The sequence below is a fragment of the Leucobacter chromiisoli genome, assembly GCF_016522505.1.
GTDB classification, from domain to species: domain Bacteria; phylum Actinomycetota; class Actinomycetes; order Actinomycetales; family Microbacteriaceae; genus Leucobacter; species Leucobacter chromiisoli.
Genome location: NZ_JAEHOH010000022.1, coordinates 22,572 through 35,804, shown reverse-complemented (window position 1 = coordinate 35,804; position 13,233 = coordinate 22,572). Strand labels below are relative to the sequence as shown.

The following is a 13,233-nucleotide window of genomic DNA, read 5'->3' as shown; positions in this document are numbered from 1 at the left end:
GAGCGCCGCACCGCGAAGCCGATGGCGACGCTCAGAGCTGGCAGCCGGGGCACCAGTAGAGCTTGCGCGCCCCGAACTCCTCGAGCACGATGTTCGTGCCGCAGCGCTTGCAGGGCGTGCCCTCGAGCTTGTAGACCCAGTGCCGTTCGTCGCGCTCGGCGAGCGCCCGCCGGTACGCCTCGCCCTCGAGCCCGTCGATGGTGATCATCTGCCCGACCGTGATGCCGATCTCGAGCAGGTGGGCCCAGTCGTCCCAGAGATCCTCGAGCACCGCCGGGTCGAGCGAGTTCGCGGGGGTGTGCGGATCGAGGCGCGCGCGGAAGAGCATCTCGGCGCGGTACACGTTGCCGATGCCCGCGATGATCGACTGATCCATCAGCACGAGGCCGATGGGCGTCCTCTTCCTGCGGGCGCGGTCCACGAAGCGCTGACGCTCCTCCGGGGTGTTCGCGTTCGCGGGATCCGGCCCCAGCCTCTGCACCACGGCGTCGACCTCGGCCGGGGTGAGCACCTCGCAGGCGGTCGGGCCCCTCAGGTCGGCGCACACGGTCTCGGTGAGCAGCCGCACGCGCACCTGCCCGACGGGATCCGGGGGGAACGCGCCGTTCGTCGCCTCAGCGCGATCCCGCTCCGCCATGTGCACGCGGGCGACGCGCGAGCGACGGGGCGCGCCGATCGACGCGACGGAGTCCTCCCCCGCGCGATCCACGGGCCCCTCGACCACTCCCGCCATGCCGGTCTGCCCGAGCCGGCCCCGGCCGAACTTCGTCGTGTGGATCTGGATGGCGGGATCGATCTCGACCTCGCCGGCGAAATCCCAGGCGCCGTAGATGCCCAGGTGCACCCGCAGCCAGTGGTCGCCCTCGAACTCGAGGAACATCTGCTTGCCGACCGCGCGGGCGTCGGTCATCTCGCGGCCGTTCAGGATCGCGGCGCCCTGCGCGAAGCGACCCTGGGGGCTCGACACCTCCGGTGCGGTGCCGACGAAGTTCACGCCGAACTGGCGCGCGATGCGGTGTACGGAGTGCCCCTCGGGCATGAACCCGTCCTCTCAGGCTTGCCTGGTCTGAATCTGCTGAAGTGATCCGTCGAGAATGTGCAGTATGGAGGCCCCGAGCGCACATCCGCGACGGACGTATGCGGCGCCGGTCGGAGAGACCGCCGTCTACGGCCGGTCGACCTGCTTGCCGGCGATCGTGCCGGTGCGCTCGTACTCGCCGAGCTGCCCGATGCGGCGCACGTGGCGCTCGTCGCCCGGGAACGGGGTGTCGATGAACAGGTCGATGAAGCGGATCGCGTCGGCGACCTCGTGCTGGCGGGCCCCGATCGAGATCACGTTGGCGTTGTTGTGCTCGCGGGCGAGCTGCGCCGTCGACTCGTTCCACACCAGAGCGGCGCGGATCCCCTCGACCTTGTTGGCCGCCATCTGCTCGCCGTTGCCCGAGCCCCCGAACACCACGCCGAGCGCCTCGACGCCGTCTCGCTCGTCGCGGGCCACGCCCACGGCGGCGTTGATGCAGAACGACGGGTAGTCGTCGAGCGCGTCGTACTCCTCGGGTCCGTGGTCGATCACCTCGAGACCGCGGTCGCGCAGGTGCTGCTGCAGCTGCTGGCTGAACTCGAGGCCGGCGTGATCGGTGGCGACGTGAATGCGCATGGGCTCCAGTCTACGGGGGTCGGGGCTCGGGCCCCAGCGCACTCCGAGACGCTAGAACCGCGGGCCCTCGGTGCGGCCGCGCTTGAGCTCGTAGAAGCCCGGAACGCTCGCCGCCGCGTAGATCCCGTCCCACAGCTGCAGCGCCGCCTCGCCCGTCGGCGCCGGGGTCACGACGGGCCCGAAGAACGCGACGCCGTCGATCGAGATGATCGGCACGCCCACGTCGGGCCCGGCGATCTCGATGGCGTGGTCGGTGTTGGCCCGCAGCTGCGCGTCGTACTCCTCCGAGTCGGCGGCGGCGGCGAGCTCGGGATCCAGTTCGAGCCTCGCCAGCCCCTCGACGATGATCGCGTCGAAGTCGCCTCGAGCACCCGGGTGGATGCGCGCCCCGAACTCGGCGTACAGCGCGCCGACGACCCCCTCGCCGTGCCGGCGCCTGGCCGCCTCGATGACGCGCCCCGCGCGCAGTCCCTGCCGATGGCCCTCTGCGTGGGACTCGTCGGGGTTGCCCTCGTTGAGGATCGCGAGGCTGATCGGGTGCCAGGCGATCTCGAAGCCGCGCGTCTCGGCGACCTCGGCCGCCCAGCGGCTCGTCATCCAGCACCAGGGGCAGATCGGGTCGAAGTAGAACTCGACCGACGTCGGGTTCGTCGATCGCGGCGTCTCGGGCGTAGCACTCATGCCTCGACCCTATCGCCGAGCCCCCGGCGACGGGAAGAGGGCGTCGATGGCGGCGCGCTGGTCCGCGTCGGGGCGGAACCGCGCCCCCGCCTCGGCGTTCTGCCGCACCTGCTCCGGCCGCGTCGCACCGGCGATGACGCTCGCGATCGGCTCGTGCGTCAGCAGGAACCCGAACGTCGCCTCCAGCATCGTCACACCCCACTCGTCGCAGAGCGCGCGGTAGGCGTCGAGCGCGTCCCAGTCGGCGTCGCGGGCGACGTGCGGGCGCTGGCGCATGATCCGCGAGTCCGCGGGGAAGTGGTCCCGCGTGAACTTGCCCGTCAGCAGGCCGTTGGCGAGCGGGAAGTAGGGCAGCACGCCGAGGCCGAGGTGCGCGGCCGCCGGCAGCACCTCCCGGTCGCTCTCCCGGTTCACGAGGCTGAACTCGTTCTGCGCCGAGATGAACGCGGTGCAGCCGAGCTCCCGCGCGACGAAGTGCGCCTCCGCGATCTGCCAGCCCGAGAGGTTCGAGTGGCCGAGATAGCGCACCTTGCCCTCGCGCACGAGCTCGTCGAGCGCGACGACGGTCTCGGCGATCGGCGTCAGCGGATCCGGCATGTGGAGCTGGTAGAGGTCGATCCAGTCGGTGCGGAGACGGGCGAGCGAGCCCTCGACGGCCTGGCGGATGTAGCGGCGGGATCCGCGCGCCTCCGCGTTCGCGTAGGGGCTGTCAACACCGGGATGGCCGAACTTCGTCGCCAGCACGATCTCACTGCGGCGAGCGCCGAGCGCGCGCCCCATCATCTCCTCGCTGCGGCCGAAGGCGTAGCCGTACATGTCGGCCGTGTCGAAGAGCGTGACGCCCGCGTCGATCGCGGCGCCGATGACCGCGTCGCAGCCCGACTGATCCTCCGTCGCGCTGCCCGGGCGGCCGAAGTTGTTGCAGCCGAGGCCAACTTCGGAGACGACGAGACCTGAGGTGCCGAGTACGCGTGTCATGCAGCCAACTCTACGCACTTGTCCAGCGCCCCGGGTCTAGTCTGGTGGCGTCCTCGCCGCGACCGCGGCGTCATTCCCGCACCGCGCCGCCGCGCGGTGCCGCACACCGCGAACCACACCGCGAAACAAGGAGCACCGTGCCCGGAGAGAACCTCACCCGCGCAGAGGCGCAGGAGCGCGCCGCGATCGTCACCACCGAGAGCTACGAGGTCGCGCTCGACCTGACCCGGGGGCCCGAGCGGTTCCGCGCCGACACCACCGTCCGCTTCTCGGCGGCCGAGGGCGCCGGCACCTTCATCGACCTCATCGCGGCCGAGGTGCTGAGCGTGGAGCTCAACGGCGCGCCGCTCGACCCCGCCGAGGTGTTCGCCGACTCGCGGATCCAGCTGCCCTCGCTCGCAGCGGAGAACACGCTGCGCATCGTGTCCGACCAGCTCTACACGAACACGGGCGAGGGCCTGCACCGCTTCGTGGACCCCGTCGACGGCGAGGTGTACCTCTACTCCCAGTTCGAGGTGCCCGACTCGCGCCGGATGTTCCCCGTGTTCGAGCAGCCCGACCTCAAGGCGACCTTCCGCTTCACCGTGACCGCCCCGGCGCGCTGGCAGGTGGTCAGCAACCAGCCGACGCCCGCCCCCGAGCCCGTCGACGGCGCGAGCGTGCAGCTCGTCGAGGGCCGCGATCCGGAGCCGGTGGCGACGTGGGCGTTCGAGCCCACGCCCGTCATGTCGAGCTACATCACGGCGCTCATCGCGGGCCCGTACCGCGTGATGCGCTCCGAGCTCACGAGCCGCGACGGCCGCACGATCCCGCTCGGCGTGTTCTGCCGCGAGTCGCTCGGCCAGTACCTCGACGCGGACTACATCTTCGACAAGACCCGCGAGGGCTTCGCGTTCTTCGAGGAGCAGTTCGACTACCCCTACCCCTTCGACAAGTACGACCAGCTCTTCGTGCCCGAGTACAACATGGGCGCGATGGAGAACGTCGGCGCGATCACCTTCACCGAGGCCTACGTCTTCCGCAGCCAGGTGACGGACGCGATGCGCGAGCGGCGCGTCGTCACGATCCTGCACGAGCTCGCCCACATGTGGTTCGGCGACCTCGTGACGATGCGCTGGTGGAACGACCTGTGGCTGAACGAGTCGTTCGCCGAGTACATGTCGACGCTCGGCGTCGCCGAGGCGACCGAGTGGACCGAGTGCTGGACCACCTTCGTGGCGTCCGAGAAGTCGTGGGCGTACCGGCAGGATCAGCTGCCGTCGACGCATCCGATCGTGGCGCCGATCCGGGATCTCGAGGACGTGCTCGTCAACTTCGACGGCATCACCTACGCGAAGGGCGCCTCGGTGCTGAAGCAGCTCGTCGCCTGGGTCGGCCGCGAACCCTTCATGCGCGGTGTGCACGACTACTTCGTCAAGCACCACCACGGCAACACGGAGCTGCCGGATCTGCTCGCGGAGCTCGAGGCCCGGAGCGGGCGCGACCTCGGCGAGTGGTCGGAGAAGTGGCTGGAGACGGCCGGCGTCAATACGCTGCGCCCCGTGTTCGAGCTCGACGAGGCGGGCGCGTACGCGAGCTTCGCGATCGAGCAGACGGCGGTCGACGATCACCCGACGCTGCGCCCCCACCGGATCGCCGTGGGGCTCTACTCGCTGACCGACGGCGCGCTGCGCCGCGTGAAGCGCATCGAGCTCGACGTCGACGGCCCGCGCACCGAGGTGGCCGAGCTCGTCGGCGAGTCGCAGCCCGATCTGCTGCTGCTCAACGACGACGACCTGACGTACGCGAAGATCCGCCTCGACGAGCGCTCGCTCGAGACGGCGATCGCGCACCTCGGCGAGACCCCGGACTCGCTGGCGCGGGCGCTCCTCTGGGGCACGCTGTGGGACGCCGCGCGCGACGCGGAGCTTCCCGCCTCCCGCTTCGTCGACGTCGTGCTCGCGCACGTGGGCCGCGAGAACGCCTCGACCACGCTCCGCACACTGCTGAACCAGCTGCTGCTCGCCGCGTCGAGCTATGTCGCCCCGGAGCGCCGGGAGGCCACCCTCGAACGGGTCGCCGATGCGCTCTGGCGGCTCGCGGTCGACGCCGAGCCCGGCACCGACAACCAGTTCCAGTTCGTGAAGGCATTCGGCCAGCTGGCGTCGACCGACGCGCACCTGGATACGGTGCAGACGCTCTTCGACGGCCGCGCCCCGCTCGACGGCCTCGACATCGACACCGACCTCGGCTGGGAGCTGCTCATCGCGCTCGCCGCCGGCGGCCGCGCGAGCGCGGAGCAGATCGAGGCGCGCCTCGCCGAGGATCGCACCGCGAGCGGCAACCAGTCGGCCGCCCACGCGCGCGCCGCTCTGCCGACCGCGGAGGGCAAGGCCGCGGCCTGGGCGTCGGTCTTCGACGCGGCGGACAAGCCGAACGCCATCGTGCGGGCGACGGGCCTCGGGTTCACCCGCGCCCACGACCTCGCGCTGCTGGAGCCGTACGTCGAGCGCTTCTTCGGCGCAATCGCCGGGGTCTGGGAGTCGCGCAGCTACGCGATCGCCGAGGAGCTCATCGAGGGCTTCTATCCCGCACCGCTCGCCGGTTCCGCGAGCGGAGATGCGCTGGCGGAGGCGACGCGCGGCTGGCTCGACGCCAACCCCGATGCGCCGGCGGCCCTGCGCCGCATGGTCTCCGAGCACCTCGCCGGCGTCGAGCGGGCGCTCGCGGCGCAGCGGGTGGACGGGGAGAAGTAGACGGTGAAGCTCGAAGAGACCCCCGACGGCGGCGAGCAGCTCTCGGACGGCGTCGAGCAGGTGACCGAGCAGGTCGGCTCGGCGTTCGTCGACTTCGTGGTGGCCTACCAGGTGCCCATCCGCATCCTGTGCATCATCGTGGGGGCCTTCGTGCTGCACTGGGTGCTGCGTCTGCTGCTGCGGCGCATGATCGAGCGGGTCGTCACGGGTGTGAAGAAGGCTCAGAACGTCGACTCCACGCAGGAGCTCTCGGTCGCCCCGAAGGTGAGCGCGCGGGCCGTGCAGCGGGCCCGCGCGCTCGGCGGCATCGGACGCAGCGTCATCACCTGGGCGATCGTCATCGTGGCCCTGGCCATGATCCTCGGCAACCTCGGCTTCGATCTCACCGCCGTGCTCGCCTCCGCAGGCGTGCTCGCCGCGGCCCTCGCGTTCGGCGCGCAGAACGTCGTCAAGGACATCCTCAACGGGATCTTCATGGCCTTCGAGGATCAGCTGGGCGTCGGCGACGTGGTGACGATCGGCGAGGTCTCGGGCACGGTCGAGGACGTCGGGATCCGGATCACGCAGGTGCGCAGCATCGACGGCACGCTGTGGTTCGTCCGCAACGGCGAGATCCTCACCCTCGGCAACTCGTCGCAGGGCTGGGGCCGCGCGCTCGTCGACATCACGATCGATGCGAACAGCGATCTGGAGCTCGCCGAGCGAGCCGCGATCGACGCGGCTCGGGAGCTGCTGAGCTCGCCCGCGTACGCCCGCAAGGTGACGGGCGAGCCCGAGGTCTGGGGTCTCGAGAGCGTCTACGGCGACCGCGCCACGCTGCGCATGGTGATGCGCACCCGGCCGGAGGCGCAGTGGGAGGTCCAGCGCGCGCTGCGGGCCGCCCTGCAGGCGAAGTACCGGGAGCTCGACATCCCCCTCGCCGCGGAGCTGCCGAAGTACCCCGGAGGGGCGCAGTGAACGGGGGAGGCGCGGGGCCCGAGGGAGCGCCCGCGCCGCGGCTCACGCTGCGCACCGGCGAGAACGGACCCGCGGTCACGGACACGGTGTGGGCGCAGGTCGGCGGCACCGAGACCTTCGAGCGCATCGTCCGTCGCTTCTACGACGGCGTGCGCGAGGATCCGGTGCTCGCCCCGATGTACCCGGATGCCGACTGGGAGGGTGCCATCTGGCGGCTGCGCGCCTTCCTCGAGCAGTACTGGGGCGGGCCCGCCACCTACTCCGAGCAGCGCGGACACCCGAGGCTGCGCATGCGGCACGGGCCGTTCGCGGTGACGCCCGACGCCCGGGACCGCTGGCTGCGGCACATGAACGCCGCCCTCGACGAGGCGGAGCTGCCGCCCCTGCACGACGCGGCCTTCCGCGACTACGTGGAGCGGGCCGCGCACGCCATGGTCAACCGCTTCGAGTAGCCGGGGAGAGCGGGGCGGCGAGCGGCGGGCGAGCCCCTTGCCGCAGCGGGGAGGCGGGGTCTAGCCTGGCCGCATGACCGAGCACTCCTCCCCCGCTCTCGCGCCGCTCGACGACGGCGACATCCAGCGCGTCCTCGTGGTCGTGGCGCACCCGGACGACATCGAGTACGGCACCTCGGCCGCCGTCTCGACGTGGACCGATCGGGGCGTCGAGGTCGCCTACCTGCTGCTCACCGCGGGCGAGGCCGGGATGCAGCGCCCGCCGGAGGAGGCCGGGCCGCTGCGCGCGGAGGAGCAGCGCCGGGCCTGCGCCGCCGTGGGGGTCGAGCGGCTCACGATCCTCGACTTCCCGGACGGAACGCTCGAGTACGGTCTCGGGCTGCGCCGCGCGATCGCCCGCGAGATCCGGGCGTTCCGGCCCGACGCCGTGGTCTGCGGCAGCGGACGGCTGAACGTCGGGTGGGGGCTCGATCACCCGGACCACCGCGCCGCCGGTCTCGCCGCCATCGACGCGGCCCGCGACGCCGACAACCGCTGGGTCTTCCCCGACCTGCTGCACGAGGAGGATCTCGCGCCGTGGGGCGTCACCTGGCTGCTGCTCACGGGCAGCGACGCGACGCACTACGTCGAGGTGCCCGAGGCCGGCGTCTCGCGCGCCGTGGCCTCGCTCGCCGCACACGAGGCGTACCTGGCCGACCTGCCCTGGCACCCCGCGCCGACCGACTTCATCCCCGAGCTGCTCGCCGAGGGCGGGCGTCGGGCGGGCGTGCCCCACGCCGTCGCATTCGAGGTGCACCGCCTCCGCGAGTGAGCCGTCGCGACTAGGCTGGAGGGGTGAAACGGCGCGGCAGGCTCAGGAAGGTTCCGCTCCCCTACGACGACGGCTTCCGGGGCGGCATCGCCTCGTTCGCGCCGACGTTCGCGATCGTCGGCTGGCTGTTCACGTTCTGGAGCGATCCCTCTTCAGCCGACCCGTTCTTCGCGGTCGCGCTGTTCTGCGCCTCGTGGACGGTCTTCTCCCTCGTCTACATCCTCTGGACGCATCGGCTGTTCTCACGCACGCCGCCCGCGGAGGCCGAGCGCATCGCGGCGGTCCAGCACCGCCGCGGCCCGAGCCGCCTCTCGCGCTCGCTCGGCTTCGGCGACACGGCGAGCTGGACGATGTCGGCCGCCACGGTCTCCCTGCTCGCCGCCATCATGGCCACCGTCCTCGGGCGAGACGTCGGCGGGCTCTGGTTCCCGCTGCTCGTCATCGTCACGGCGGCGGCGTCATGGGCCACCATGGTGTACGCCTTCGCGCTCCGCTACTTCCGGCTCCACGCCGCCGGCGAGCGGATCGACTTCGAGATCGAGGAGTCTCCGGAGTTCATCGACTTCGTCTCGATGTCGGTCATGATCTCGTCGGTCGGCGCGATGTCCGCCGGAACGCCCCGCACCCGCGAGGGCCTCAGTACCGTGCGCACGCAGACCTACCTGGGCTTCGCCTTCAACGCGCTCGTCGTCGCGATGGTGGTCTCCCTCGTCAGCGGGCTCGTCGCGACGCGATAGGGCCCGGAGGCCGTCATCCCCGTCGCCCGCCGTCAACGCGCGGGCGCGCCGCTCACGGCGAGCACCGCCGCGACCGCCGCACGCACCCGGCCCTCGACCTCGTCCAGGCGCTCGGGGCGGAGCTTGCCGTCCAGGTGCAGGAACGCGAGACCGTGAGCCGTGCCCCACAGAGCGGTGGAGAGGTTCGGCACGTCCGCCTCCGGGAACATCTCCGCGAGGACGCCCTCGAGCAGCGCGTGCAGCCCCTGAGCGGCGCGCACCCGCTCCGCGTCGGCATCGTCGCACTCGTTGCCGAACATGATCCGGAACTCGGCCGGCCGTCTCAGGGCGAAGAGAACGTAGGCGACGCCGAGCGCGCCCAGCACCTCTTCCGGCGCCGCTTCCTCGGAGGCGACCTCCAGAGCCGCCGAGAGGTCGGCCGCGAGGTCGTGGAACCCCGCCACGGCGACGGCGCCGTCGAGCGCGCTGCGGTCGGCGAAGTGGCGGTAGGGAGCGGTCTGCGACACTCCCGCCCGCCGCGCCACCGCGCGCATCGAGAACGGCTCGCCCGATTCCAGCAGCTCGATCGCGGCCGCCAGCAGCGCGGCGCGCAGATCTCCGTGGTGGTAGCTCTTCTCCGAAGTTGACACCGAACACTTCCATTCGTACGATGATGTGTGCAGTGACAACATTACCGCACGGCTCCGACCGAGGCGCCGACCCGCGGCACCGCCGGAGCGCGGATGACCTGAAGATGGAGAAGCGGATGCAGACCGTACTGGGCGCTGGTGGGCAGATCGCCGTCGAGCTGGCCAGGGAGTTGAACCGCGCCTACGACGCCGAGCTTCGCCTGGTCAGCCGCAACCCGCGCAGGGTGAGCGAGACCGACGAGCTCAGACCCGCCGATCTCATGGACGCGGAGCTGACCGAGTCCGCGGTCGCCGGCAGCGACATCGTCTACTTCGCAGCGGGCTTGCCCGCGGACACCGCCCTGTGGGAGAGGCAGTTCCCCACGATGCTGCGCAACGCGCTCGATGCAGCCCGGGCGGCCGGCGCGAAGTTCGTCTACTTCGACAACACCTACATGTATCCGCAGGACGACCGCGTCCAGGTCGAGGGCCTGCCGTTCGCGCCGGCGGGCCGCAAGGGCAGGGTCCGCGCGGAGATGGCGACGATGGTGCTCGACGAGATGGCCCGCGGCGACATCCCCGTCCTCATCGGCCGCGCCCCCGAGTTCTACGGGCCGGGGCGCACGCAGGGCTTCACCAACTCGCTGATCATCGATCCCCTGCGAGCGGGCAGGAAGCCCCGGGTCCCGGTGCGGGACGATCGGCTTCGCACGCTGATATGGACCCCGGACGCCAGCCGCGCGCTCGCCGCCCTCGGGAACACGACCGACGCCTACGGGCAGACGTGGCACCTTCCCGTCGACCACGACCGGCTCGACTTCCGCCAGTTCGTTGAGGTCGCCGCCGCCGCGTTCGACCGCGACCCCGCATACCGGGTGATACCCGAGTGGGCGCTTCGCGCGGCCGGGATCGTCTCTCCCGCGGCTCGCGAGATCGGCGAGCTGCTCCCCCGCTATCGCCACGACAATCGCTTCGACTCCACGAAGTTCCAGGAGCGGTTCCCCGATTTCCGGGTGACCACGTATGTCGAGGGGCTCGACGCCATCCGTCGCGAGCACGACTCGGCGGCCGCCGCGTAGGCGCCCACCGCCCCATCGGCGCGGAGCGCCGGGCGCTCGAGCCGGTGCACGGTGCCCCCGGCAGGATTCGAACCTGCGACCGACGGATTACAAGGCAGCAGATTCACACATGGGAGAACTCATCCCTCTCTTCCCCGCCGCCGCTTAGAAACACCAGGTCAACCCACCAGAATACAGAAAAATGAAATCGCATCTTTCGCTAGTCTCCGAGGACCAGAAAGTCAAAGGAGACCAAATGGACGACGAAGCGATTCTCGCCACATGGGCCGCCTGGGCCTCAGCATCCGGCTACCGGAAACGCACCGTTGACGAACACCTCATCAGCATCCGCGCAACGCTGCGCCGCACCGGCAAAACGATCCTCACGATGACGCGGTATGACCTGATCGGCGACCTCGCACGCGACGGGATCTCCCCCGCCACGAAACAGCGCTATAAGAGCCTGTTCCACGGCTTCTGGTCATGGGTACAAGATGAAGGCTTCCGCCTGGACTGCCCCGCAGTGCGTCTGCCTACCGTCCGCGTGCTCAAGACGGAACCGAACCCGGTCACCACTGAGGATCTCGAACTGCTCATCAACTCCGGCATCTACGCTAAGACGCGAATGTACGTCCTCCTCTACGCATACCAAGGGTTCCGCGCCTCAGAAATCGCCGCCGTCTCAGGTGAAGCCATCGACTGGGACCGCAAGCGCCTCCTCTCCGTAGACGGCAAAGGCGGCAAAGAAGTTTGGCGACCCATGCACCCACTCGTGTGGGCAGAAGCTCAAAAGTATCCCCGCACCGGATGGTGGTTCCGATCCCCCGACCACGGCGGCCACGTCACCGGGCGAAACGTCTCCAATGTCCTCGGCAAAGCCATGAAGCGGGCGGGCATTACGGGCCACCGTCCCCACCACCTCCGCGGATGGTATGCCACCGAACTCTCGATCGCAGGGGCACCCACGGCGGTGGTCGCCGCAGGCCTCAGGCACTCAGACCTGCAATCAGTAAGCCGCTACCTCGCAGTGCCGCATCGCGAGATAGACGAAGCGCAGCAGCGACTCCCGCAGGTGACCATTCCTGAACGGACAGCGCGAAAGGTTGCTGCATAGTAAGGTGGATCCGTTGCCTCCGTAGCTCAGCTGGATAGAGCAACCGGTTTCTACCCGGTCGGTCGCGCGTTCGAATCGTGCCGGGGGCGCTACCTATCGCTGCCAACGTTGCCGCCATGCCAATTACCGATCGGCCGCCGGCAGGTATGGATGTGTTAACGTTATCTCGGACCTAGCGGCCCACCATAACCAGAACACTTCGGGTGTTCACCATGGTGGGCCGCTTTCGTCGTTAACGGGAGGGTGTGCAGTGACTCAGGCTGAGATGGAGAAGATGCTCGAGGACCGCCAGCAGGCGGTCGAGGCGCTGACGGGATTCAAGCAAGCGTTCGTCCTTGCCGGGTGGAACGAGACCGTTGCCGAGCAGATGGTACTCGCAATGATCTATTCGGGGGGAAAGAAGTGACGGATACGGCGCGAGCGGTGGAACGGCTGACGGAGACGCACACGGTGCACTATGACGGGGCGGAGTACGAGTGCGGGCCGCTGATCGATCAGCTCAGGGAGGCTCTCACGTCCTCACTCGGCGCAGGCAGTGGCGGCGGCGGATCATCGGATGGTGGCCTCCTGAACCTCGGCGCGTTCACCCTGTGGGAGCACATCGACGGCATCGCGAGAGGCTGGCTCCGCTCCTTCAACCTCGACCACCGCGGCACCCTCGAAGACGTAATCAGTCGACTCCCCCGCACCATTCAGGCGGAGCACGCGAACGGCACCATCGACGACGACCTGAGGGAACGTCTCGACGCGATGTTCGGGCAGTGGGTCGCCCAGATCGAGGACCTGTTCGACCCGCCGCATCAGAAGGAACTCACGGCTCCATGCCCGGAGTGCGGGGAACGCTACCACGTGGACGGTGACACGCAGCGCGCCGCTGTCGTGATCCCCGTCAAGCGCGGGCGTGCTGTCGTCGCCGAGTGCCGGTGTTGTGGGGCGATGTGGGCGACCGAAACCGCCCTCGTGGGGCTCGCTGAGCAGATGGGCATCGAAGTCGATTTCACCGCCCTCCACAGCCTCGTCGAATAGCAGTTCGCCCCTCGTGCCACAATCCGTGGTACACTAAAGACACGCGAAACGAGCGACCCCGGAAGACCAAACGGTCCCCGGGGTCGCTTCGTATATGCGGCCACAACTGAATAGCCCGCGACGGCGGGCTTTGCTCCCGCTCCTCCTCCGGGATTGGGCGGGATTTTGGGGCGGCGGTCAGCTGCGCTAAACACGTGGCACCCGCCTTCGGGCTGAGTGCCCGCCGCCCACTCGCCTTCTTAGCTCATCTGGTAGAGCAGCGGTCTTGTAAACCGCGGGTGGCCCGTTCGAGTCGGGCAGAAGGCTCGAATCCCGTGCGTGACGGGAAGCTCTGACGCTCGGATTGGCCGAGCCTGCCCGTGTGGCGGATGCTACTGAAAAGACCTCAGAGCGAAGCGGCTGTGCACGGCCGCATCACG

Annotated in this window: 14 protein-coding genes and 2 tRNA genes; 11 read left to right on the top strand and 5 right to left on the bottom strand. The window is 69.9% G+C overall.

Going from position 1 to position 13,233, the window contains the following annotated elements; genetic code table 11:
- Window positions 1-31: 31 nt before the first annotated feature.
- The 4 genes from JD276_RS14200 to JD276_RS14185 form a co-directional block, all read right to left on the bottom strand.
- Complete coding sequence (locus tag JD276_RS14200) at window positions 32-1,039, bottom strand: Fpg/Nei family DNA glycosylase (protein ID WP_200116325.1); 1,008 nt, start codon at window positions 1,037-1,039, stop codon at window positions 32-34.
- Window positions 1,040-1,165: 126 nt separating this feature from the next.
- On the bottom strand, window positions 1,166-1,657 hold the full coding sequence (locus tag JD276_RS14195) for a ribose-5-phosphate isomerase (protein ID WP_200116324.1): 492 nt from the start codon (window positions 1,655-1,657) through the stop codon (window positions 1,166-1,168).
- A 51-nt stretch (window positions 1,658-1,708) separates the two neighbouring features.
- Entirely contained in the window at window positions 1,709-2,338 is a 630-nt protein-coding gene (locus tag JD276_RS14190; RefSeq protein WP_200116323.1) for a mycothiol-dependent nitroreductase Rv2466c family protein, read from the bottom strand.
- A gap of 9 nt (window positions 2,339-2,347) precedes the next feature.
- Window positions 2,348-3,316 (bottom strand): aldo/keto reductase, encoded by a 969-nt coding sequence (locus JD276_RS14185; RefSeq protein ID WP_200116322.1) that lies wholly within the window; start codon window positions 3,314-3,316, stop codon window positions 2,348-2,350.
- Window positions 3,317-3,453: 137 nt separating this feature from the next.
- Between JD276_RS14185 and pepN the strand changes: the two genes are divergently transcribed.
- From pepN to JD276_RS14160, 5 genes are all read left to right on the top strand, one after another.
- A complete protein-coding gene (pepN, locus tag JD276_RS14180; RefSeq protein ID WP_200116321.1) occupies window positions 3,454-6,051 on the top strand; it encodes an aminopeptidase N in 2,598 nt (865 codons plus the stop codon).
- A gap of 3 nt (window positions 6,052-6,054) precedes the next feature.
- A complete protein-coding gene (locus JD276_RS16025; RefSeq protein ID WP_200116320.1) occupies window positions 6,055-7,008 on the top strand; it encodes a mechanosensitive ion channel family protein in 954 nt (317 codons plus the stop codon).
- Between the two features lie 47 nt (window positions 7,009-7,055).
- Entirely contained in the window at window positions 7,056-7,460 is a 405-nt protein-coding gene (locus tag JD276_RS14170; RefSeq protein ID WP_200116357.1) for a globin, read from the top strand.
- A gap of 73 nt (window positions 7,461-7,533) precedes the next feature.
- Window positions 7,534-8,271, top strand: a complete 738-nt coding sequence (locus JD276_RS14165) for a PIG-L deacetylase family protein (RefSeq protein ID WP_200116319.1) — start codon at window positions 7,534-7,536, stop codon at window positions 8,269-8,271.
- Between the two features lie 23 nt (window positions 8,272-8,294).
- Window positions 8,295-9,008: a DUF1345 domain-containing protein gene (locus tag JD276_RS14160; RefSeq protein ID WP_200116318.1), complete on the top strand. Its 714-nt coding sequence runs from the start codon at window positions 8,295-8,297 to the stop codon at window positions 9,006-9,008.
- Window positions 9,009-9,040: 32 nt separating this feature from the next.
- On the opposite strand, the gene JD276_RS14155 is transcribed toward JD276_RS14160, so the two are convergent.
- Entirely contained in the window at window positions 9,041-9,637 is a 597-nt protein-coding gene (locus JD276_RS14155) for a TetR/AcrR family transcriptional regulator (protein WP_200116317.1), read from the bottom strand.
- Between the two features lie 116 nt (window positions 9,638-9,753).
- On the opposite strand from JD276_RS14155, the gene JD276_RS14150 reads away from it, so the two are divergent.
- The 6 genes from JD276_RS14150 to JD276_RS14125 all read left to right on the top strand — a co-directional run bounded on the left by JD276_RS14150 (window position 9,754) and on the right by JD276_RS14125 (window position 13,120).
- Complete coding sequence (locus JD276_RS14150) at window positions 9,754-10,695, top strand: NAD-dependent epimerase/dehydratase family protein (protein ID WP_200116316.1); 942 nt, start codon at window positions 9,754-9,756, stop codon at window positions 10,693-10,695.
- A 235-nt stretch (window positions 10,696-10,930) separates the two neighbouring features.
- Window positions 10,931-11,788 carry a tyrosine-type recombinase/integrase gene (locus tag JD276_RS14145; RefSeq protein WP_200116315.1) on the top strand — a complete coding sequence of 286 codons (858 nt, stop codon included), beginning with the start codon at window positions 10,931-10,933 and terminating at the stop codon, window positions 11,786-11,788.
- Window positions 11,789-11,803: 15 nt separating this feature from the next.
- Window positions 11,804-11,877 (top strand) — tRNA-Arg (locus JD276_RS14140).
- 161 nt (window positions 11,878-12,038) lie between these two features.
- Window positions 12,039-12,194: a hypothetical protein gene (locus tag JD276_RS14135; protein WP_200116314.1), complete on the top strand. Its 156-nt coding sequence runs from the start codon at window positions 12,039-12,041 to the stop codon at window positions 12,192-12,194.
- A gap of 17 nt (window positions 12,195-12,211) precedes the next feature.
- On the top strand, window positions 12,212-12,814 hold the full coding sequence (locus JD276_RS14130; RefSeq protein ID WP_200116313.1) for a DUF7340 domain-containing protein: 603 nt from the start codon (window positions 12,212-12,214) through the stop codon (window positions 12,812-12,814).
- Between the two features lie 233 nt (window positions 12,815-13,047).
- Window positions 13,048-13,120 (top strand) — tRNA-Thr (locus JD276_RS14125).
- Window positions 13,121-13,233 lie beyond the last annotated feature (113 nt).